Here is a 20,968-nt window from a genome sequence, read left to right as displayed (position 1 = left end):
CACAGCATCGCGGACATGCGTCCGTTCAACGGACGGTATCCGCCGTGGGATACACGTCCAGCGGCAACTCGGCCGCGACGACCCCGCCGTCCGGCCCGGCGCCGGCGGTGAGCACGCCGCCGATCTGCTCGACGCGTTCGCGCATCGACGTCAGCCCGACCCCGGGTGACCACGGCCCGTCCGACCGGCCGTCGTCGCGCACCGTGAGGCGGAGGCAGCGACCGTCCGGGACGAACTCCACCCGGGCCTCCCCGACGCCCGCGTGCCGGGCCACGTTCGTCACCGCCTCGACCGCCACCCGGTAGGCCGTCACCTCCACGGCGGCCGGGAGGTCGGGCAGCGAGCCGGCGACGATCGTCACGCTCAGCGCCCGGCCCTCCGCGCCCGGCAGCTGCAGGACCCGCTGCCGGACCGCCTCGACGAGGCCGAGTTCGTCCAGCGCGCGCGGGCGCATGCCGTAGACGATCCGGCGCACCTCCGCGATCGCCTCGCCGGCGTCGGTCCGCAGCTCGCGGAGGATCTGCTCGGCCTGGACGGCGTCGACCGTGAGCAGGTTGCGCGCCGCGTCCGCGCTGTAGGCGATGCCGGTGAGCGCCGGGCCCAGCCCGTCGTGGAGATCCCGCCGCACCCGGCGACGCTCCTCCTCCAGCGCCGCGACCACCCGGCCGCGGGAGGCCTGGAGCTGGGCGCTGAGCCGGATCGCGTGCAGCGCCTGGGCCAGTGGCGCGGCGACCAGCTGCACGACGTTGCGGGTCGCGGAGCTCAGCGCCAGCTGGTCGGCCGGGATACCGACGTCGAGATCGCCGACGTGCTCCGGGCCGGCCCGCAGCGGCGTCGTCGCGCACCGCGCCGGGTCGACCCGGCCGGAGGACGCCACGACCTCGCTCCCCCGCCGGAGCACGATCCCCGGGACGCCCAGCGCCGACCGCAGCGTCTCCAGCCACTCGGTCGGTGCAGACCCCGCGGTCAGCTCGGTTCCCAGGCGGGTCAGCGTGTCGACCGGGTCGCTGCGCCCGCCGAACAGCAGCTCGTCGGAGGCGGCCCGGACCCGGGCGAGCACCGGGGCGAATCCGGCGGCGACCAGGGCCGCCAGCATCGCCCGTACCGTGAGCGGCGGCACCTCTCCGGTCAGGATCCGTGCCAGCGCCTCACCACCGCTGTAGACCGCGACCGCCACCAGGAACATCGTCGCCGCCACCGTGGCGTGGCTGATCACCGCCCGCACGGCCGTCCAGCGCGGGGCCACCAGCGCGATCGTCGCCGAGAGCGGCACCGGCAGGAGGAGCACCCCGATGATCACCGAGATCGCGGCGCCGCTGAGCGAGCCGTCGTCGGCCCAGACTCCGAACAGCGCGGTCGGCGGCACCGACGCAGCGACGCCGGCGACCAGCCAGAGCACCTGACGCCGCTCGTCGCCGCTGGTCAGCTCGAACTGCAGCCACCCGGCGCAGAACACGAGCACGACGACGAGCCCGGCGGTCCACGACCCGAGCGGCTCGGCGCCGAACGCCACCGCACCGACCGTGACGACCCCGCCCGCCAGCACGGCCAGGTCGAGGCCGCGCTGGACCCGCCGCAGGCGTCGGCGGGGAACGATCCGCAGCACTCCGCACGGCAGCACGACCGCCGCCGTCAGGACCAGCAGACCCGCGGCCCGGTCGGCGCCGAACGCCGCTGCGGCCGGCGCACCCAGCAGCAGCGCCGCCACCACGACCAGGACCCAGGCCGGCCCGGAGCGCGGGCGCCTCGTGGTCGCCACCGCTCCGCCCGCCGCGAAGCCGGAGCCGACCACCATCGCCGCGATCAGCGAGCCCGTCACCCCGACCCGCTCCCCAGCCCTTCCTCGCGCGCCCGGACGATCGCTTCGGCCCGGCTCGCCACCCGTAACTTCGCGAAGATCGCGGAGACGTGGTTGCCGATCGTCTTCGGCGCCAGCCGGAGGTCGGCGGCGATCGCACCGTTCGACCGGCCCTGCGCGATCTGGCCGAGGATCTCCCGCTCGCGCGGCGTGAGCTCCGGAAACACGACGCCCCGGGCCGGCGGCGTGCTCAGGTAGCTGATCAACCGCCCGGCGACGCCGGGGCCGATCACCATCTGGCCGGCGACGACCGAGCGGACCGCGGCGAGGATGTCCTGTTGCTCGGCGCCTTTCAGCAGGTAGCCGCGTGCGCCCGCCCGCATCGCGGCGAACACCGTGTCGTCGTCCTCGAACATCGTCAGCACCAGGACCGGGACGTCGGGCAGCTGGGTGACGAGCCGCCGGGTGGCCACGATCCCGTCCATCTCCGGCATCTGCACGTCCATCACGACGACGTCCGGCCGGGTCAGCTGCGCTTCCCGCAGTACCTCCGCGCCGTTCGCGGCCTCGCCGACCACCTCGATGCCGGGCAGCGAGGCGAGCAGCGCGCGGATGCCGCGCCGCACCACCGGGTGGTCGTCGGCGATCAGCACGCGAATGACGGGCTCCATGCTCAGATGATGGCTGCCCCGGTGCCCGGCCGGTGCGGAGTCCACCCCTAGATCACCCGGGCGGATTCCCGGACGGCCCGGGCGACGGACCGGTGTGCGCGGGACCGGCCCGGCCACACCCTGGAGTCCACACCACCACGAGTGTTCGGAGGGGAACCATGAGCGAAGCTACCGTCACCGATCGCAGAACCACGGTGAGCACGAAGAACAAGGCCGGTTTGGTGCTGGCGAGTCTGCTCGCCATCGGCGATCTGGTCGGCTTGCTGATTCCGGTCGACACGGACGAGCCGGGTCCGCCGCTCGCCGTGCTCGCGGTCGGCGCGGTGATGGGCGTCATCACGCTCGCCGCGGCCGTCTACACCTGGCGGACCGGCAACCGGATCGGCGCCCGCGTGGTCGCCGCAACGCGGATCTTCTCGGCGCTCGGCGCGTTACCGGCGTTCTTCGTCGAGGACGTTCCGGCACCGCTGGTGATCGTCGCGGCCGTCGGCGTCGTCCTGACGCTCGTCGCGGTCTTGCTGGTCCTCTCGCGTCCGGAACCGGCCTGACGGAGGTTCGGCCCGCGTCCGGCGCACCGAGCGTCGGAACGCGGGCCGCCGGCACGCCGGCCGCCGGAACGCGCCCCGGGTCGCGGCACGTGCGGGATGTCCCAATCGGACCCATTGCGGTCATCGCCCGCACCTGCCATGGTGTTCTCCGACAGTTGTCGGAGAACTGGTCCCCGAGCCGCACGCCAGGGAGCGCACCGTGACCACAACCGCAACGGACGAGGTGCATTTCAGCCCGTACGACCAGGAGATCGTGGGCGACCCGTACCCCGTCTACCGCCGCCTGCGCAACGAGGCGCCGCTCTACCACAACGCGGAGATCGGCTTCTACGCGGTGAGCCGCTTCGCGGACGTCTCGGCCGTCCTGCAGGACCACGAGACGTACAGCAGCGCGAAGGGCGACATCCTGGAGATCATCCAGGCCGACATCGAGGTGCCGTCCGGCGTCCTGATCTTCGAGGACCCGCCGGTCCATCCGTTGCACCGGCGGCTGCTCTCCAGGGTCTTCACGCCGAAGCGCATCATCGCGATCGAGCCGAAGATCCGCCAGTTCTGCGCCCGCTCGCTCGACCCGCTCGTCGGAGCGCGCGAGTTCGACATCATCGCCGAGCTGGGCAACCAGGTGCCGATGCGGGCGATCAGCATGCTGCTCGGCATTCCGGAGTCCGCACAGGAGGCCGTCCGCGACGCGGTGGACGAATCACTGCGCACCGAGGCCGGCGCGCCGATGAACACCGACCAGACGCTGCTGGACGGCCAGGCGTTCGCGGAGTACGTGGACTGGCGCGCGGCCAACCTCTCCGACGACATCATCAGCCAGCTCCTGCAGGTCGAGTTCGAGGACGAGACCGGCACGGTCCGGAACCTCACCCGGCAGGAGGTCGTGCTCTACGTGACCGTGCTGGCCGGCGCAGGCAACGAGACCACCGGCCGGCTCATCGGCTGGACCACCAAGCTGCTGGCCGAACACCCCGACCAGCGCGCGGAGCTGGCCGCCGACCACTCGCTGATCCCGAACGCGATCGAGGAGATCCTGCGGATGGAGGCGCCCGGCCACTTCATGAGCCGGTACGTCACCCGGGACGTCGAGGTCCGCGGAACCACCGTGCCGGCCGGCAGCATCATGATGGCGCTGATCGCCGCCGCCAACCGCGACGAGGAGCGCTTCGAGAACCCCGAGGCGTTCGACATCCACCGCCGCGACCTCCTGCACATGGCGTTCGGCGGCGGTATCCACTTCTGCCTGGGGAACGCCCTCGCCCGGTTGGAGGGCCGGGTCGCGCTGGAGGAGATGCTGAAGCGGTTCCCGGTCTGGGACGTCGACCTGTCGTCCGCCCAGCTCTCGTCGACCTCGACCGTCCGCGGCTGGGACAAGCTCCCGGTCCGCATTCCGTGAGGGCAGGGAGCATGAAGATCGTCGTGGACTTCGAGAAGTGCACCGGTCTCGGCCTCTGCGAGGCCGCGGCGCCGGACCACTTCGAGATCGATGACGACGGCGGCCTGCTGGTTCTCGCCGACGACGTCACTCCCGATCAGGTGGACGCCGTCCGCGCGGCCGTCGCCGGATGCCCCACCCTGGCGCTGCGGCTCGCGGAGGACTGACCACCCGTCCCTGGCCGGTCGGCCCCGCCCACGTACCATCGTCGGACGGGGTCGGCAGGGACTGGATGCCGATCGGGGTCCGACCGGGACAGGGAGCGGCGTGTCGAAGGACGGCGGTGAGCCGAAGGATCCCCGGGCTCGCCGCTCACGGCAGGCGCTGGAGCGAGCCCTGCTGGACCTCGTCGCGGTGAAGGACCTCGCGCAGATCTCGGTCTCCGACATCACCAAGCAGGCCGGCCTCAGCCGGTCGACGTTCTACGAGCACTACCTGGACGTGCACGACGTCGCGGCGGCCGCGTGCACGCTGCTCTTCGACGAGCTGGTCCAGGGGCTGCCGCTCGCCGATCCGGGGCTCGTGGAGGAGACCGTGCCGGTGGACAATCCGCTGGTTCCGGTGTTCACGCACTTCGCCAACCACGCGCCGCTCTACCGCTCGCTGCTCGGGCCGGACGGCAGCGCCCGGGTCATCAACCACCTCGTGCACCGGCTCCGAGCCGCGACCCGCGCCAACCTGCGGCTCGCCGCCGAGGTGGCACCGCGCGCCGCGGGTGGACCGGGAACGGCGCCCGACGACCCGATCTACGCGCTGATCGCGGGGGCGCTCGTCGGCATCGTCGTCGACTGGCTGCGGCACGACACCCCGGACTCGCCGGAGCGTCTGGCCGCCCGCGTGTGGCCGCACCTGGTCGCGGCGACCGAGCGGGTGCCCGAAACCGACAATGGTGATCTGAGCAACGAACGGTTGCATAACCGCGCTAACTAGCTACGCTCGATCCTGTCACCACCGCACCCGGTGGTCCCGGACGAGTGCGCGTCGTACCCGGTTCTGCAAAGACGACGGCTTACCGAGGTGTGTCGTCATGGCTTGGGTCGTACTGGTGCTGTCCGGCGTGTTGGAGACCGTCTGGGCGATCGCGCTGGAGAAGAGCGCCGGCTTCAGCCGTCTCGTTCCGACGGCGATCTTCGGGGTCGCGCTCGTGCTGAGCATGGGCGGTCTCGGTTACGCGCTGCGGACCATCCCGGTCGGTACCGGCTACGCGGTCTGGGTGGGCATCGGCGCGTTGGGCACCGCGGCGGTCGGCATGGCCGTGCTCGGCGAGTCGACGAGTCCGGCCCGGATCGTCTGCCTGCTGCTCGTCGCCGCGGGCATCGTCGGACTGAAGATCTTCCACTGACCCGGGCTGGGCCCCCGGTCAGAGACCGAAGGCTGGGCCCCGGTCAGAGACCGAACGCGCCGCCCTCGACGAGGATCGCCAGGCCGATCCCGATGAGCACCACCGGCAGAACGACGTGTCCCCAGCGGGACAGCGCGGCAGCGATCAGCGGCCGGGTGGCCAGGAACCATCCGGCCGCGCACCACACCGCCACTCCGATCAGGAACACCACCGCGTAGACCGCCGTCCCGCCGATCCCGGCGACGGTGAACACCGGTACGTACACGCCAAGGTTGTCGCCGCCGTTCGCGAACGTGACCGCGGCGACCTGCCAGGCACCGGGGCCTCCGCCGGAGACCTCGGCGGGGTCGTCCGGCGCCGCGCCGTCGCGGCGCTCCCGCCACGCGCTGATCGCGGCGCGGACGCCCAGCGCCAGCGGCAGCAGTCCGAGGTAGGGGACGACGGCCTCGGGCAGCAGGCCGGCGCCGAGCGCCCCGATGACGGCGACCGCGAGAATGCCGAGGAAGCCGAGGTACTGACCGGCCACGACGCGCCAGGCACCGCCGCGCGTCGCCCGGCCGGCCGTGGCCTGGCCGAAGAAGACCGCGAGGACCAGCAGGTCGTCGACGTTGGTCGCGGCGAACATGCCGGCCGCCTGCCCCAGCACGGAGAGCTCCACGCCGCGCCTTCCCCCCGCCCGATTCCGCCCCGGCAGCCTACGGCCCACTCGGGCGCAGCCGAACGATGCGGCGAAGGGCTCGTCCTAGCGAGCCCAGCGCCACATCATCCTTGGCGTCAAGGGAACGCGCTGGGCGTCAGATGTGGCGCATGCGCTGGGTGGGCGCGTTCATCAGCGCGCGGGCGTCCCGGTGACGCCGCGCGGACGCCGCCTCCCGCCGGGGCGCGGCGTCCTGGGCCCGGTGGTGCAGCCAGAGCGAGCCGACGATGCCCCACGCGATCGTCGTCGGGGCGATCAGTCCGAACGCGACGATCGCCAGCACCTGGTACGTCCAGTCCACCCCGCTGCCGATCAGCGCGGTCAGCGCGTGCGCCTCCAATAACAACGCCGCGACGCCGACCGCGGCTGCGGTGGTCCAGTGCGGCACGGCCTTCGCGTCGCGGGTCCGCCGGACGCCCTGCCACGCCGCGTACCCGAGCAGGACCAGGACCACGGCCAGGAGATACACGCTCATATCGACTCCCCGGAAGACAGCACCTGTTACCGGAGTAACCGAAACCGCGCGCCGCCGAACGTCTCCGCCGCAGCCGGTCGGACGCGGTGGGCAGCAGCATCGGCAAAACCACCCAATTTCGACGACCGGCGTGCCCATATGCCCCCTTTTATGGGCCCTGTGGCGGACTATTCATCTGCCATCGATGCCCGATCGTCACGGGAACTGTCCGACGACGATCCGACCCGAGGAGGACCCATGAGAGCGCCCCGACTCCCCCGGCGATTACTCGTCGCCGTCGCGACCCTGACCGTCGCCGTGTTCGCCGGTGCCGGGCTCGCGCCGGTTCCGAGCGTTGCGGCCACCGGCTCCGGCCCGTACCCCGCGCTGTACGAGACCGACCGGACGCTGCGCAACCATACGATCTACCGCCCGACCGACCTGGCGACCGCTCCGCGGCTGCCGATCGTCGTCTGGGGCAACGGAGCCTGCCGCGCCGACGGCACCTGGTTCGAGAACTTCCTGTCGGAGATCGCGTCCCGCGGCTACCTGGTCGTGGCCAACGGCTTGCCGGGCGGCAGCGGTCAGACGAGCGCGTCCTGGCTGACCCAGAGCATCGACTGGGCGGTCCGGGAGAACAGCCGGCTGGGTAGCAAGTACCGCGGCAAGCTCGACACCACGAAGATCGCCGTGATGGGCCAGTCCTGCGGCGGCCTGGAGGCGATCGAGGTCTCCGGTGACCGCCGGATCACGACGACCGTCGTCTGGAACAGCGGCCTGTTCGGCACCGGGACCAAGCTCGCACTGCGCAACCTCACGCGCCCGGTGGCGTACCTCAACGGCGGCCCGACCGACATCGCCTACGCGAACGCCGTGGACGACTTCGGCAAGCTGCCCGCGTCCACCCCGGCGTTCTTCGGTGCGCTGAACGGAGCCGGTCACTACGGCACCTTCGGGCAGCCGAACGGGGGCGAGTTCGCCGTCGTCGGCACGGCCTGGCTCGACTGGCAGCTCAAGGGCAGCCAGACCGCGGCCGCACAGTTCGTCGGCCCGGCCTGCGGACTCTGCCAGGACGCGGACTGGGAGGTCCGCCAGCGGAACCTGCGCTGACCGAATCCCGCCGCCGGGGCCCCCCGCGCCCCGGCGGCGCCAGCGCCGTGGCGCGCGTCTCACCTCGACCGGAATAGCCCGCCTCCCCGCGGGGTTCTGGTGCATGCAAACGCATGAACATGACTGACCGTGGCGGACCGCAAAGCCTCGTCCGGTACAGCCTGAGGCAAGGAGACGGCCATGCAGTTCGGGGTGTTCTCGGTCAGCGACATCACTCGCGACCCGGTGTCCGGTCGGACACCGAGCGAGGCCGAGCGGATCGACGCGATCGTCCGGATCGCCCGCAAGACCGAGGAGGTCGGGCTCGACGTCTTCGCGATCGGCGAGCACCACAACCCGCCCTTCTTCTCCTCGTCGCCGACGACGCTGCTCGCGCACATCGCCGCCCTCACCGAGAAGCTGGTCGTCACCACGTCGACGACGCTGATCACGACCAACGACCCGGTGCGCATCGCCGAGGAGTACGCGATGCTCCAGCACCTGTCGAAGGGCCGGATGGACCTGATGCTCGGGCGTGGCAACACCGCCCCGGTGTATCCGTGGTTCGGCCAGGACATCCGGCAGAGCCTGCCGCTCGGCCTGGAGAACTACAACCTGCTCCACCGGCTGTGGCGCAAGGACGTCGTCGACTGGGAGGGCAAGTTCCGGACGCCGCTGCAGGGCTTCACGTCCACGCCGCGGCCGCTCGACGACGTGCCGCCGTTCGTCTGGCACGGCTCGATCCGCAGCCCGGAGATCGCCGAGCAGGCCGCCTACTACGGGGACGGCTTCTTCGCCAACCACATCTTCTGGCCGAAGGAGCACTACATGCGGCTGATCTCGTTCTACCGCCAGCGGTACGCGCACTACGGCCACGGCACCGAGAAGCAGGCGATCGTCGGCCTCGGCGGCCAGGCGTACATCGCCAAGCGGTCGCAGGACGCGGTGAAGGAGTTCCGGCCGTACTTCGACGAGGCACCGGTCTACGGCAACGGGCCGACGATGGAGGACTTCGCTGAGCAGACGCCGCTGACCGTCGGTAGTCCGCAGGAGGTCATCGACAAGACGCTGACGTTCCGCGAGCACTTCGGTGACTACCAGCGCCAGCTGTTCCTGATCGACCACGCCGGCCTGCCGCTGAAGTCCGTACTGAACCAGCTGGAGCTGCTCGGCGGGGAGGTCGTGCCGGTCCTCCGCAAGGAGCTGGCCGCCAAGCGTGACCCGGAGGTGCCGGACGCGCCGACGCACCAGAGCCTGGTGAAGGCCAAGTACGGCGACCAGCCGCCGCGCCAGCCGCGCCCGAACGCGAACCGCGGTGACAACGTGACCGGCGGCTCCCCGTACCAGGACACCGAAGAGGTCCAGGTCGGCTGATGACCGCGAATGGAGCGTGGGAGGCCCTGCTCGAAGCCCACGCCCGGCTGATGAAGCAGTTCGCAGCCGAGGACGTCTGGCAGGGCCTCTCCATGCGGGAGTACGACGTGCTCTACACGCTGTCCAAGTGCCCGGCCCCGCTGCGCATCGGCGAGCTGCACCGGCACGTCCTGCTCAGCCAGCCGGCCCTGTCGCGCCTGGTCGATCGCCTCGTCGAGCGGGGGTTCGTGGAACGGTGCGCGGACCCCGCCGACGGGCGCGGGGTCCGGCTCTCGCTCACTCCGGCCGGCCGGGACCTCCAGCGCCGGATCGGACGCCAACACGCCCGCGGCGTGAGCCGCGCACTGCGGTCCCGGCTCACCGCCGACGAACTGCACCAACTCGAAGCCCTCGGCAGAAAGCTCGCGGAGATCCCGAAATGAACAAGAACTTCTCGGTCGTGGTCGTCACCGCCGGCACCAGCGACCCGTCGTCGACCCGGCTGCTGGCCGACCGCACCGCGCAGCGGATCGGCGCGCTCGCGGCCCGGCGGGGCAACTCGGTGACCGTGCAGGTGATCGACCTCCGGCAGCTCGCCACCGAGATCACCACCGCGATGGTCTCCCAGCTGGTCGGGGCGAAGCTGCAGGCCGCGATCACCGCGCTCGGCGAGGCCGACGGCATCGTGGCGAGCACGCCCGTCTACAAGGCCGGGGCCAGCGGTCTGTTCACCTCGTTCTTCCAGGTGCTCGACAACGACCTGCTGATCGCGAAGCCGGTCGTACTCGCGGCGACCGCGGGCACGGCCAGGCACGCGCTCGTCATCGACGACCAGCTGCGGTCGCTCTTCGCTTACCTGCGGACCACCACCGTGCCGACGTCGCTGTTCGCCTCGACCGAGGACTGGAACGACCCCGCGCTGAACAAGCGCGTCGACCGGGCCGCTCTGGAGCTCGTCGTGCTGATGGAGAGCGGGTTCGCCGACGAGATCCGGGGTGCGTCGTGGAAGAGCTACCAGCACGAGTTCGGGAGCGCGGGCGGCACCGAGCTGACCATCGACCTCGACTCCGACCTGATGCGCCTGGCCACCGGCGGCTCCGCGAACTGAGCCCGTCAGCCGCCCAGGTCGCGCAGCGTGCGGCGCAGGATGTCCGGGGTCCGCTGGGGCGGCTCGGCCTCGATGAACAGCTGGCCGACCGCCGCCGCGTACAGGTCGACGTCCTCGGCCTTGTCCAGGTAGAGCGCGGTGGTCAGGTGCTCGACGTAGACGACGTCGGACAGGTCCGGGTGCGGAAAGCGCAGGATGCTGAACGCGCCCCCGGCCGCCGGATGGCCACCCGCGCCGAACGGGATCACCTGCAGCCGGACGTTCGGCAGCTCGGTGGCGCGCAGCAGCGCCTCGACCTGTTCGCGCAGGACGTCGACCCCGCCGATCGGCCGCCGGAGCACCGCCTCGTCCAGCACCGCCCAGAGCAGCGGCGGATCCGGTCGGCCGAGGATCGTCGCCCTGGCCATCCGCAGCTCGACCCGCCGCTCGACCTCCGCCGGCAGGCACGAGCCGTGCCCGAGGTTGATCACCGCCCGCGCGTACGCCGCGGTCTGCAGCAGGCCGGGCACGAACTGCACCTCGTAGGTGCGGATCAGCTCGGCCGCCTGCTCCAGGTCGAGGTAGTTCTGGAACCACGGGCTGAGTACGTCCTGGTAGGCGTGCCACCAGCCGGGCGCGTTGGCCTCGCGCACCAGCGTCAGGAGCCGCGCGGTTTCGTCCCCGCCGTCCAGCCCGTAGAGGCGCAGCAGGTCGACGACGTCGCGCTCCTTGAAGCCGACGCGGCCGAGCTCCATCCGGCTGATCTTCGACTCGGAGCTGCGGATCGCCCAGCCGGCCTCCGCCCGGGTGAGCCCGCGCCCCTCCCGTAGCTGCCGTAGCTGTGCACCGACCTGCAGGCGGCGCGCGGTCGGCCCGTCCACCGTGGGCGTCTCCTGGTCGTCGTGCGGGGCCGTCGCTCCGCTGAACAGTGTTTACGTCCGGATGACGGACGTGAGCTTAGACCGTGCACGGAGCGTCACCCGGGGCCGTTCCACACTCGACTCCACGGCCCGCGTCTATAGTGGCCCCGTGACCGAGGAGACCGGCATGTCCGAGGAGACCGGCCTTCCCGCCGACACCAAGATCGACATCAGCGTTCCGCACTCCGCGAGGATCTGGAACTACTGGCTCGGCGGCAAGGACAACTTCGCGGTCGACCGCGCCGCCGGCGACGAGGTCCTCGCCCACATCCCGGACATCCCGGTCGGCGCACGGGCCGAACGGACGTTCCTCAAGCGGGTCGTCCGGTACCTGGTGCGCGAGGCCGGGATCACCCAGTTCCTCGACGTCGGCACCGGTCTGCCCACCGCCGACAACACCCACGAGGTGGCCCAGTCGCTCGACCCGACCGCCCGCGTGGTGTACGTCGACAACGACCCGCTGGTCATGGTGCACGCCCGCGCGCTGCTGGTCAGCTCGCCGGAGGGTGCCAGCGACTACGTGGAGGCCGACCTGCGCGACCAGGCCGCGATCCTGGCCGCGGCGGAGCGGACGCTGGACCTCGACCGGCCGATCGCGCTGATGCTGCTCGGCGTCGTCAACCACATCATGGACGACGACGAGGCCTACCCCGCGGTCGCCCGGCTGGTCGCCGCTCTCCCCCCGGGTAGCCACCTGGTCCTCACCCACTCGACCGCGGAGATCCACGGCGAGCCGATGCTCCGGGTGATGCGCGAGACGACCGAACGGGGCGGCACCCCGATCCGGGCCAGGACCCGGGTCGAGCTCGAGCGCTTCTTCGACGGGCTGGAGCTGCTGGAGCCGGGCGTCGTCTCGTGCTCGCGCTGGCGGCCCGACCCGGGCGAGGCCGAGCCCGAGGTCTACCTCTTCGGCGGCGTCGGCCGCATCGGCTGATCCGGGTCGGCTGCCGACCGTCGCGACCCCCTCAGGACGCGCGCGCCACCACTCCGCGGACGCGGTGGCCGTCGGGAAGCTGCCACGGCACCGCGACCTCGCCGGGCGCCGGCACGGCGTCCGAGGCCACCAGCACCCGTACCACCTCGACGTCGGCGGCGTCCGGCACGGCGCCGACCAGCACCGTCGGATCGGGCGTGTCGCTCTCGCGCTGTGCCTGCGCCTGTGTCTGGCCGCGTACCAGCGCGCGGAGCTCCGCCCGGAACACCGGGTCGGCCGGCGCGTCGTAGAAGAACCGCTTCCCCAGGACACCGTGCTCACTGGTGCCGACCAACGCGGCTTCGCCACCGGGCAGCGGGGCACCCCGGTACGTCAGCGGCACCAGGTAGCTGACGACCTCGGACCCGGCGATGTCGGTCACCACCATCACTTCGATCCCGACCTCCCCGGCCGGGTCGTCGAGCCGGAAACCCCCGGCGCGGGCGAGGTCAAGGGTGCCGCTGCCGACGTACCACGGCTGCCGCGGCAGCCACTCGGTGAGCAGTTCGAGCTTGGACGGGACCAGGGTGGTGTCGTGGACGATCGCCATGTGCCGCAGCGTGCCACACCCCGGTGAGCGGATTCGATCAGCCGGCGGGCACCGCGGTCGGCACCGTGAACCGGTCGTCCGACGCCACCTCGACCCGGTTCCGGCCGTGCTCCTTCGCCCGGTACAGCGCCCGGTCGGCGTCCCGCATCAGGGCCGTACCGTCGTCCGGCGCCCGCAGCGTCGCGACGCCGAGCGACCCGCTCATCTCCACCGGGCCGCTCTCCGGCAGGTCGACCGGGGTTCCGGCGAGCGCGGCACGGAGCCGCTCGGCGAGCTCGGCCGCGCCCTCACCGGACGTGTCCGGCAGCAGCCAGGCGAACTCCTCCCCGCCGTGCCGGGCGATCACATCCCCGGCTCGCGCCACCGCACCCAGGCGGCGGGCGGTCTGCACCAGTGCCGCGTCGCCCGCTGCGTGCCCGTAGGCGTCGTTGACCTGCTTGAAGTGGTCGATGTCGAGCACGACCAGGCTGAGCGGCGCCCCGGACCGGCGGGCCCTGGCGACCTCGAGGTCCAGCGCCTCCTGGAGGTGGCGCCGGTTGTGCAGCCCGGTCAGCGGATCGGTCACCGCCAACCGGGCCTGCTCGGCCAGCGCGTCCCGCAGCTCGGCGGCGAGCCGGGTACGGTCGCGGGTCACCATCAGCTGCCGGAACAGCAGCCCGGCCACGATCACGGCGGCGACCACCACCGGGACGAACGGAAGTCCGGCCTCGGCGATCTGCACCGCGACGACGAACCAGGCCGCGGCCGCGGCCACCAGCAGCGGGACGATCGTGAGGTCCCGGCCGAGCACCGCCGGAACCGCCTCCGCCTCCGGGTACCGCAGCGCGACCATGCCGCCGATCGCCAGCGTGATCGCGCTCAGCTGGTAGCCGATGTTCAGCCAGCTGGCGTCGCCGTAGCTGTCGCTGATCGTCTGGTACGAGTAACCGCAGTCGGTCGCCGCGAACACCAGGTAGGCCCAGCCGACGAGCCGGACGGAGGTCGGAAGGCGGTCGTGGCCGGAGAGGCCGAGCGACACCAGGCACACCAGGATCGCGATGTCGGTGAGTGGGTAGGCGACCGTGATCAGGCGGTCGAAGCCGCTGCTGTCGTCGAGCTGCGGTGCGACGAGCAGCTCCCACCCCAGCGTCGCCAGGCCGAGCGCGACCAGCAGGACGTCGAGCGTCGCCCGTCGGCTCCCGGGCCGACCGGCCCGGCCGAACGCCACCAGCAGACCGACCGGGATGAGCAAGCCGCTCAGGATGTAGAAGACGTCAGCGGGCGACGGGTACGTGTCGGCGTCCGGCGCGGCGTACGCCTGGTAGCTCCAGACCAGCTCACCGGCGAGCCAGAGCAGGCCGGAGGCGGCGAACACCACCCAGGCCCGGCCGGTCCGGTTGCCGCGCCCGCGACGCCGGGCGGCCAGGCAGCCGGTGACCGCGGCGACGACCACCGGCAGCAGGTACAGGACGTTCGCGGTGAATCGGGCCAGCTCGGCGTCGTCCTGACTGCGCCAGGTGAGCACCGCGTACAGGGCCAGCCAAGCGACGCCGAGCAGGGCTGCCCACTGCAGCGCCCGGTCGGCGCGGAGCAGGCGCACGATCGCTTCCGGCGCGGTGCCGCCCGGCTCCCGGGCGGCTAGGCTCGTCGCGCCGGTCATCGGTTGCCCGCCAGAACCTGCGCGACGACGTGCGGCCCGGCCAGCGCCGCGCCGACCAGGTCACCGTCGCCGGGGCGGCCGCACAGCCAGCCCTGGATCTCGTCGCACCCGTACCGGCGCAGCAGGGCCGCCTGGTAGGGCTCCTCGACGCCCTCGGCGACGGTACGCAGGCCGAGCGTTCTGGCCAGCGCGGTGATCGCGGCGATGACGGGGGCCTCCTGGTCGGTCGGGCGCAACTCGGCGACGAACGATCGGTCGATCTTGAGGATGTCCGCGGGGAGGCGGTGTAGCCGGCTCAGCGAGGAGTACCCGGTGCCGAAGTCGTCGATCGCGATCCGGACGCCGAGGCCGCGCAGCCGCCGCAGCACCTCCAGCGCCGCCGCGGACTCGGCGTCCAGCGTGCTTTCGGTGACCTCCAGGACGAGCCGGTCGGCGGGGAGCCCGGCGTCCTCCAGCGCGGTGACGACCTGCTCGTAGTAGTCGGGCTGGTCCAGCTCCTGGCCGGAGACGTTGACCGTCACCTTCGACGGCACGTCCGAGGGCCAGGACGCCGCGGTCCGGCACGCCGTCCGGAGGACCCAGCGGTCCAGCACCCGGATGAACCCGCTGCGCTCGGCGTCCGGAATGAACTCGCTCGGCGGGACCGACCCGAAGCCGGGCCGGATCCACCGCGCGAGCGCCTCGGCGCCGGTGAGGCGGCCGTACTCCGCGTCGACGATCGGCTGGTAGACGACGGCGAACTCACCCGCGGTCAGCGCGGCGGTCAACTGGGAGGTGACGCCTGCGGTGTCCTCGTAGTGCACCGTCCGGTTGCCACCCACCCGGCGGGCCTCCAGCAGCGCGGACTCGGCGTGCCCGGTGAGCAGCGTGAGGCTGTCGCCGGGCCGGTGCCCCGCGGTGCCTGCCGGGAAGCCGCCCGCGGTGCTCGCAGCGGCACGGAGCCGCGCGAGCAGCGCCGTCGTCGCGCTCACACCGCCACGCACTAGCACGGCGAACGAGGCGTCGCCGTACCGGGCGATCAGCGTCGTGGGTCCGGCCTCGGCCACCCAGGCGCGGACCAGCGTGTACAGCAGTTCATCGGCGGCGGCCGGTCCGCGCCGCGCGGCGGCGGTGTCGACGAGCTGCTCGACGTCGAGCAGCGCCAGCGTGAGCGGCTCGCCGTCGCAGTCCGCGAGCGCGGTCCGTAGCGCGCGGACCAGTCCACGCCGGTTCGGTAGGCCGGTCAGCAGGTCGGTCTCGGCCTCCGCCGCGGCCCGCACCAGCCACCCGGTGACCGCCGCCACGACCGTGTTGACGCACACCAGTGTCGCGGCGATCGCGACCGGCAACGCCTGCCAGGCGAACTCGGCGACCGCGATGAGCCCGAGGATGCCCGCGTCGGCGAGCAGCGTGGCGCGACGGTCGAAGAACGCGTGCACGAACATCGAGAGCAGAGGCAGCAGCAGAGCCGCCGCGGTGGCCTCCGCGTGGCCGCGCTGGGTCGACAGCTGCACGGCCAGTACGCCGATCGTCGCGAACACCAGCAAGTAGAAAGCCCGGATCGACAACCTGGCGCCGTACCCGGCCAGCAGAACGCCGCTGATCAGCGCGATCGCGGAGACGATCAACGCGGCGGCGCGCTCCTCCCAGGCCGGAACCAGCCAGGCGGTGAGGAACCCCACCAGTCCGCCGGTCAGGTAACAGACGGCGGAGAACCGTGCCATGGCCCGACCGGAGGCGATCACCGACGGATGCGGACCGAACCGCTCCGCGGCGCCGCGCAGCCCCGATTCGGCGCTGACCCGTTCCCGCATCGTCTCTCCCACTCCGGCCTCGCGCAGTGCGCGTCCTGGAGGGGTGATCGGCGGGTCGGGCGCCGACCCGAGGAAAGCGCCGCGTCCCGTGTCGAGTCTCACGCCGTCGGGACCGGGGAGGCAGACAACTTCTGTTGTCGATTGAACAACGATGGTAGTTTGACTCATGGCTACTCGCCGTGAAGTTCTCCTCGACGCCGCGATCACCGTGCTGGGCACGCGCGGGATCCACGGCCTCACGCATCGCTCGGTGGACGCGGCCGCCGGCCTGCCGTCCGGGTCCACCGCGAACCTCTTCGGCACCCGGGACGCCCTGCTCGACGCCGTCGTCGAACGGTTCGCCGCACGGGAGCGCGCGGTCGCCGACGAGGTCCGGGCGCGGCTCTGCCCCACCACGCCGGCCGAACTCGCCCAGGCCATGACGACGCTCGCCCACGAGGCCACCGGGCCGAACCGGGTACTGACGCTGGCCCGGTACGCGATCCTCGTCGAGGCGGGCATCCACCCGGCCCTGCGGGCGCAGCTGCTCCGGACCGGCGCGCGTGTCAACGACTGGTTCGCCCAGTGGCTACGGATCGCCGGTTCGCACGATCCCGACCGGCACCTGCCGATCCTGGCGAACCACTGGACCGGCGTCGTCCTGCACGAACTGGCCGTGCCCGACCCTGCTTTCGACCCCTCGGGTCAGATCACCGCGCTCGTCACGGCGCTGATCGACCCGCGTCCGGCGGAGGTGCCGACGTGAACCCGATCCTGCTCGACCCCACCGAAATCTGGCCCACGATCGACGCCGAGCGCATCCACCTGGCGGACCTGCTCGATGACCTGTCCCCGGACGAGTGGCGGGAACCGTCGCTCTGCGCCGGGTGGACCGTGAAGGACGTCGCCGCCCACCTGACCTTGCAGGAGGTCGGTTTCGGCGCCGCCCTGGCCATGCTCGTGCGCAACGGCGGAAACGTGGACCGGGGCATCCGCCGCGGCGCCTGCGACCGCGCCCGCGAGTGGTCGGAGCGGCAGATCGTCGCGACGGTCCGGGCGATGGTCGGCTCCCGTCGGCGCAACGCCGGCGTGACCCACCGGGAGACGTTGATCGACCTCCTCGTCCACACCCAGGACATCACGGTGCCGTTGGGGCGGCGGCACGAGCCACCGCCCCGGGCGGCCGCGACCGCCGCCGCCCGGCTCTGGACGATGCGGTGGCCGCCGCCGTCGCCGGCGACCCGGGCCCTGCGCGGCTTGCGGCTCGCCGCCACCGACCTCGGCTGGTCGATCGGGGACGGCCCGCTCGTGGAGGGACCCGTCACCGCGCTGATGCTGCTCACCGCCGGTCGCCCGGCGGCCCTCCCGCGCGTGACCGGCCCGGGAGCCGCCGAGGCCGACGCCAGGCTGAGCCGGCTCGGCACCGCGCCGGCGAAAGAATCCTGAGAGCACTCCACGAAACCGTGGTGAACCGCGTCGGAAGGAGGGAGGGTCGACGGAAGGGACAACGTGCCGACACCACCTGACGCGGCGGAATTCGACGCGTACGTGAGCGCGCGGGGAAGCGGCTTACTGCGCTTCGCCTACGTGCTCTGCGGGGACCATCACCTGGCCGAGGATCTCGTCCAAGAAGCTTTGGTACGGGTCCACCGACGCTGGTCGAAGGTCCAGCGCACGGACCAACCGGGAACCTACGTCCGGAAGGCGATTCTCCGGCAGTACCTGTCCTGGCGGCGCCGCCGATCGTCCGGCGAGACGCCGGAGGACCTCGCCGAGGACAGCGCCCAGAAGCCGGATCACGCCCAGGGCCTCGCCGACCGGGACGCGCTGTGGGACGCGCTCTCCGGCCTGCCGCCGAAACAGCGTGCGGTACTGGTCCTCCGGTTCTACGAGGACCTGGACGACAACGAGATCGCGGCCTACGTCGGGTGCTCGGCGCAGACCGTCCGATCGCACGCGAGCCGCGGCGTCGCCCGCCTTCGCGGCATCGTCCGCGCCGATCATTTTGTGTGAGGGGGAGCCCGATGACTGATCTGAACCACGCTTTGCGCTCGGTGATGCACGAACACGCCGACGACGCACCGCCCCCCGCCGGCCTGCTCGACAGGGTGCACACCCGGCGCCGACGGGCCCGGCGGCGCCGGGCCACGGTCCTCAGCGGCGCCCTCGCCGCCGTGGTCGCCGCCGTGGGTATCTCGGTAGGCGTCGCCCGGAACGACCCGGCGGACGACCGCCTGCAGGTCACCGCGCCGCCGGCGGAGAGCTCCGCGCCACCGTCACCGGTGGACGTCGGCTGGCTTCCGGCCGGGTTCGGCGAACCCCGGGCGCACCTCTACCGGCCGGGGGTGTGGATGATCCGGGCCAGCAAGGCCGGCCCGCACGCGGAGCTCTCGATCGAGATCGGCAGCGCGAAGCCGCCCACCCGGACGTCACCGGGCGCGTTCCGGCGGGTCGCGGTCGGCGGGATCACGGCGACGCTCTACACCGTTCCGCCGCACCCGCACAACTCCCCGCCCTTCACCCGTTACCCGGAGGCGGGCGGTCCCTACGCCGAGCTGACGTTCCAGCGAACGCCGACGCAGTGGGTCCGAATCGTGGCGTGGAACGGCAACGGCGCGGTCGACATGGAGCTCCGCGACGACGACCTGATCCGGATCGGTGCCGGCCTGGTCGACCGTGAGCGCGCGACCGTCGACCTGTACCGGTTCGAGACGATCCCGCCCGGCCTGCGAATCTGCGCCAACCTCACCCTCAGCAGCGCGTCGCACGCGCAGGTGGCGTTCTGCGACGCACGCACGGCCACCACCCCGAGCGCCGACTACCCCAGGGTCACGGAAGGATGGACCAGCCCGCGGTCGTCGGTATCGGTGGACTCCTCCCACGGGCCTGCCCGTCAAGCGATGATCGAAGCGCTGGGACTGGACTCGAAGCCGGTCCGGGCCGGCGACCGGTCGGGCGTGATCGCCAAGCAACCGGACGGGCCCTCCGACTGGCGCTGGGTTGGCTACATCGAGGTGGACGACGGCCGGACCGTCGCGGTGGAGGTTCCGGACGGGAAGCTGATGACCGAGCGTCAGTTCACCCTCTTCGTCACCGGGATCTCGGCGGGCAAGGACCTGGGCCGGTAGCGGGCGCGCACGTCTCCGGCGCCCGCCCCGAGGGGTGGGCGCCGGATCTTCACCGGACGGTGACTCGGGGTGCGCACGAGCGATACCGTGCGGTCATGACTCTGCCGCTCCCCGGTCCCGGCGAACAGCCGCCCCGTGACCCCTGGTACCCGGCAGATCCCGCGTCCGCGCCGCCGCATGCCGGCTATCCGTACTCGGCACCGCCGTACGCCAGCGGAGTCGAGCCGTACTCCGCGCCGCCCCAGTACTCCGCGCCGCCCCAGTACCCCACGTCGCACTATCCCGCGCCGCAGTACCCGGTGCCGCAGCCGCCGCACTTCGTCCCGCCGGTGCCCTACACCGCACCGCCGTTCCACGGCGTCGATCCCCGTACCGGCCGGCCCTACTCGGACAAGAGCAAGCTGGTCGCCGGGCTCCTCCAGCTCCTGCCCGGGTTCTTCCTCGGGCTCGGCGGCATCGGGCGGCTCTACGCGGGGCACACCGGGCTCGGCGCCGTCCAGCTCGGCGTGACCGTGCTCGGCTGGGCGTCGTTCTGGCTGGGCGTCTGCCTGTCGTTCCTGCTGCTACCGATCCTGCTCATCGCGGTGTACGCCGCCGGGTGGCTGTGGTTCGTGATCGACGGGATCGTGCTGATGGCGGGCAACCCGGTGGACGGACAGGGTCGGCCGTTGCGCACGTGAGCGCAGGGCGGAGCGCCGGGCGACGTCGTGGACCGGCGCAGCGAGACCGTGGGTCAGGACGCGACGCGGAAGCGCGCGGCGACCACGGCGATCCACAGCATGGCGGTGATCGCACCCACCGCCAGCGTCGCCGACCCGGCCGCACCGCCGGTCATCGCCCAGCCGTCACCGACCAGGAGCGCAGTACCGGCCACTGCGGACGCGAGTGCGCTCCCCGGCCGGCCGGTCCGCCGGAAGTGGCGGACCAGGACGTAGCAGGCCGCGATCAGCGACACGAACGTCACCGTGCCCGCGACCATGTGGCCGTAGCTGTGCCAGGAGAGCGTGGCGGGCATCCCGGCCGGAGTACCGGCGGGGAATCCGTCGGCGGGATCCATCACGAACACCCCGGCCGCGGCCATACCGACGCCGGCCGCGGCGACCAGCCGGGGCACCCACCGGCCGCCCGGGGTCCCGGCCATCGCCCGGCGCAGCCCGGCGGCACCGGCCAGGAGCAGGATCCCGGCGACGACGAAGTTGACGATCTGCACCCAGCCGAGCGAGCCGTTGCTCAACGCGCTGAGCGGGTGCCTGGTCAGCTCGAAGCCGTCCCGGGTGAGCGCCTGGCCGAGCGAGACCACGGCCCAGAGCGGCCCGGCGACGGCGGCGCCGGTGAGCAGCGTGCGGGTGCGGGCCGGGGCGAGTACGGCAGCGGGGGCGAGGGCGGTCATCGCGAGCTCCTTCTGGTCGATGTTCTCGCTGATTCATCGATTCCGCGATGTGACAGGGAACGAGGCAATTCCCTGTCATTTAGGCTGAGCGACGTTCGGGGCAGAGGACACCCCAGAGCAAG

24 protein-coding genes and 1 riboswitch are annotated in these 20,968 nt (G+C 72.3%); of the genes, 15 read left to right on the top strand and 9 right to left on the bottom strand.

Translation table 11 applies throughout. The features are described from left to right. Window positions 1–25: 25 nt before the first annotated feature. Both ABEB28_RS22740 and ABEB28_RS22735 read right to left on the bottom strand, forming a co-directional pair. The gene (locus ABEB28_RS22740) at window positions 26–1,819 is read right to left on the bottom strand and encodes a sensor histidine kinase (protein WP_345730196.1); all 1,794 of its coding nucleotides are present in this window, start codon (window positions 1,817–1,819) and stop codon (window positions 26–28) included. Continuing rightward, window positions 1,816–2,469, bottom strand: a complete 654-nt coding sequence (locus ABEB28_RS22735) for a response regulator (RefSeq protein ID WP_345730195.1) — start codon at window positions 2,467–2,469, stop codon at window positions 1,816–1,818. The genes ABEB28_RS22740 and ABEB28_RS22735 overlap by 4 nt, the downstream gene beginning before the upstream one ends. A 158-nt stretch (window positions 2,470–2,627) precedes the next feature. On the opposite strand from ABEB28_RS22735, the gene ABEB28_RS22730 reads away from it, so the two are divergent. The 5 genes from ABEB28_RS22730 to ABEB28_RS22710 all read left to right on the top strand — a co-directional run bounded on the left by ABEB28_RS22730 (window position 2,628) and on the right by ABEB28_RS22710 (window position 5,794). Next, window positions 2,628–3,017, top strand: coding sequence for a hypothetical protein (locus ABEB28_RS22730; RefSeq protein WP_345730194.1), 390 nt, complete (start codon window positions 2,628–2,630; stop codon window positions 3,015–3,017). Between the two features lie 199 nt (window positions 3,018–3,216). After that, window positions 3,217–4,413, top strand: a complete 1,197-nt coding sequence (locus tag ABEB28_RS22725) for a cytochrome P450 (RefSeq protein WP_345730193.1) — start codon at window positions 3,217–3,219, stop codon at window positions 4,411–4,413. A gap of 11 nt (window positions 4,414–4,424) precedes the next feature. Next, complete coding sequence (locus ABEB28_RS22720; protein ID WP_345730192.1) at window positions 4,425–4,619, top strand: ferredoxin; 195 nt, start codon at window positions 4,425–4,427, stop codon at window positions 4,617–4,619. A gap of 100 nt (window positions 4,620–4,719) precedes the next feature. Then, entirely contained in the window at window positions 4,720–5,382 is a 663-nt protein-coding gene (locus ABEB28_RS22715; protein WP_345730191.1) for a TetR/AcrR family transcriptional regulator, read from the top strand. A gap of 13 nt (window positions 5,383–5,395) precedes the next feature. Continuing rightward, window positions 5,396–5,464: riboswitch (guanidine-III (ykkC-III) riboswitch) on the top strand. A gap of 15 nt (window positions 5,465–5,479) precedes the next feature. Further along, the gene (locus tag ABEB28_RS22710) at window positions 5,480–5,794 is read left to right on the top strand and encodes a DMT family transporter (RefSeq protein ID WP_345730190.1); all 315 of its coding nucleotides are present in this window, start codon (window positions 5,480–5,482) and stop codon (window positions 5,792–5,794) included. Between the two features lie 43 nt (window positions 5,795–5,837). Here the strand turns inward: ABEB28_RS22710 and ABEB28_RS22705 are convergent, their stop codons facing one another. Both ABEB28_RS22705 and ABEB28_RS22700 read right to left on the bottom strand, forming a co-directional pair. Beyond that, a complete protein-coding gene (locus ABEB28_RS22705) occupies window positions 5,838–6,452 on the bottom strand; it encodes a cadmium resistance transporter (protein ID WP_345730189.1) in 615 nt (204 codons plus the stop codon). A gap of 136 nt (window positions 6,453–6,588) precedes the next feature. Then, window positions 6,589–6,966: a hypothetical protein gene (locus ABEB28_RS22700; protein ID WP_345730188.1), complete on the bottom strand. Its 378-nt coding sequence runs from the start codon at window positions 6,964–6,966 to the stop codon at window positions 6,589–6,591. 237 nt (window positions 6,967–7,203) lie between these two features. Here ABEB28_RS22700 and ABEB28_RS22695 point away from each other — a divergent pair, with 237 nt between their 5' ends. From ABEB28_RS22695 to ABEB28_RS22680, 4 genes are all read left to right on the top strand, one after another. Next, on the top strand, window positions 7,204–8,055 hold the full coding sequence (locus ABEB28_RS22695; protein ID WP_345730187.1) for an alpha/beta hydrolase: 852 nt from the start codon (window positions 7,204–7,206) through the stop codon (window positions 8,053–8,055). 180 nt (window positions 8,056–8,235) lie between these two features. Next, window positions 8,236–9,408: an LLM class flavin-dependent oxidoreductase gene (locus tag ABEB28_RS22690; protein WP_345730186.1), complete on the top strand. Its 1,173-nt coding sequence runs from the start codon at window positions 8,236–8,238 to the stop codon at window positions 9,406–9,408. Further along, entirely contained in the window at window positions 9,408–9,830 is a 423-nt protein-coding gene (locus ABEB28_RS22685; protein ID WP_345730185.1) for a MarR family winged helix-turn-helix transcriptional regulator, read from the top strand. Before ABEB28_RS22690 ends, ABEB28_RS22685 begins: the two co-directional genes overlap by 1 nt. Then, window positions 9,827–10,495, top strand: a complete 669-nt coding sequence (locus tag ABEB28_RS22680) for a CE1759 family FMN reductase (RefSeq protein ID WP_345730184.1) — start codon at window positions 9,827–9,829, stop codon at window positions 10,493–10,495. Before ABEB28_RS22685 ends, ABEB28_RS22680 begins: the two co-directional genes overlap by 4 nt. 5 nt (window positions 10,496–10,500) lie before the next feature. Here ABEB28_RS22680 and ABEB28_RS22675 read toward each other — a convergent pair whose 3' ends face one another. Then, window positions 10,501–11,355, bottom strand: a complete 855-nt coding sequence (locus ABEB28_RS22675) for a helix-turn-helix domain-containing protein (protein WP_345730183.1) — start codon at window positions 11,353–11,355, stop codon at window positions 10,501–10,503. A 166-nt stretch (window positions 11,356–11,521) separates the two neighbouring features. On the opposite strand from ABEB28_RS22675, the gene ABEB28_RS22670 reads away from it, so the two are divergent. Further along, window positions 11,522–12,328 carry an SAM-dependent methyltransferase gene (locus ABEB28_RS22670; protein WP_345730282.1) on the top strand — a complete coding sequence of 269 codons (807 nt, stop codon included), beginning with the start codon at window positions 11,522–11,524 and terminating at the stop codon, window positions 12,326–12,328. Window positions 12,329–12,359: 31 nt separating this feature from the next. On the opposite strand, the gene ABEB28_RS22665 is transcribed toward ABEB28_RS22670, so the two are convergent. Genes ABEB28_RS22665 through ABEB28_RS22655 form a run of 3 tightly spaced genes read right to left on the bottom strand, consistent with a single transcriptional unit; the run spans window position 12,360 to window position 16,349 of the window. Beyond that, window positions 12,360–12,917, bottom strand: a complete 558-nt coding sequence (locus ABEB28_RS22665; RefSeq protein ID WP_345730182.1) for a maltokinase N-terminal cap-like domain-containing protein — start codon at window positions 12,915–12,917, stop codon at window positions 12,360–12,362. A 37-nt stretch (window positions 12,918–12,954) separates the two neighbouring features. Beyond that, entirely contained in the window at window positions 12,955–14,556 is a 1,602-nt protein-coding gene (locus tag ABEB28_RS22660; protein ID WP_345730181.1) for a GGDEF domain-containing protein, read from the bottom strand. Further along, window positions 14,553–16,349, bottom strand: coding sequence for a putative bifunctional diguanylate cyclase/phosphodiesterase (locus tag ABEB28_RS22655; protein WP_345730180.1), 1,797 nt, complete (start codon window positions 16,347–16,349; stop codon window positions 14,553–14,555). Before ABEB28_RS22655 ends, ABEB28_RS22660 begins: the two co-directional genes overlap by 4 nt. Before the next feature lie 166 nt (window positions 16,350–16,515). Here ABEB28_RS22655 and ABEB28_RS22650 point away from each other — a divergent pair, with 166 nt between their 5' ends. The 5 genes from ABEB28_RS22650 (at window position 16,516) to ABEB28_RS22630 (ending at window position 20,136) form a co-directional block, all read left to right on the top strand. Then, a complete protein-coding gene (locus ABEB28_RS22650) occupies window positions 16,516–17,094 on the top strand; it encodes a TetR/AcrR family transcriptional regulator (RefSeq protein WP_345730179.1) in 579 nt (192 codons plus the stop codon). Next, complete coding sequence (locus tag ABEB28_RS22645) at window positions 17,091–17,774, top strand: maleylpyruvate isomerase family mycothiol-dependent enzyme (RefSeq protein ID WP_345730178.1); 684 nt, start codon at window positions 17,091–17,093, stop codon at window positions 17,772–17,774. The genes ABEB28_RS22650 and ABEB28_RS22645 overlap by 4 nt, the downstream gene beginning before the upstream one ends. Before the next feature lie 63 nt (window positions 17,775–17,837). Then, a complete protein-coding gene (locus tag ABEB28_RS22640) occupies window positions 17,838–18,341 on the top strand; it encodes a SigE family RNA polymerase sigma factor (protein ID WP_345730177.1) in 504 nt (167 codons plus the stop codon). An 11-nt stretch (window positions 18,342–18,352) separates the two neighbouring features. Next, window positions 18,353–19,456: a hypothetical protein gene (locus tag ABEB28_RS22635; protein ID WP_345730176.1), complete on the top strand. Its 1,104-nt coding sequence runs from the start codon at window positions 18,353–18,355 to the stop codon at window positions 19,454–19,456. Between the two features lie 95 nt (window positions 19,457–19,551). Next, on the top strand, window positions 19,552–20,136 hold the full coding sequence (locus ABEB28_RS22630) for a hypothetical protein (RefSeq protein ID WP_345730175.1): 585 nt from the start codon (window positions 19,552–19,554) through the stop codon (window positions 20,134–20,136). 53 nt (window positions 20,137–20,189) lie between these two features. Here the strand turns inward: ABEB28_RS22630 and ABEB28_RS22625 are convergent, their stop codons facing one another. Beyond that, window positions 20,190–20,846, bottom strand: coding sequence for a DUF998 domain-containing protein (locus tag ABEB28_RS22625; RefSeq protein WP_345730174.1), 657 nt, complete (start codon window positions 20,844–20,846; stop codon window positions 20,190–20,192). Between the last annotated feature and the right edge of the window lie 122 nt (window positions 20,847–20,968).

Origin of the sequence: Cryptosporangium minutisporangium (genome assembly GCF_039536245.1) — a bacterium.
Taxonomy (GTDB): Bacteria; Actinomycetota; Actinomycetes; order Mycobacteriales; family Cryptosporangiaceae; genus Cryptosporangium; species Cryptosporangium minutisporangium.
This window is presented reverse-complemented; position numbering and strand designations above follow the sequence as displayed.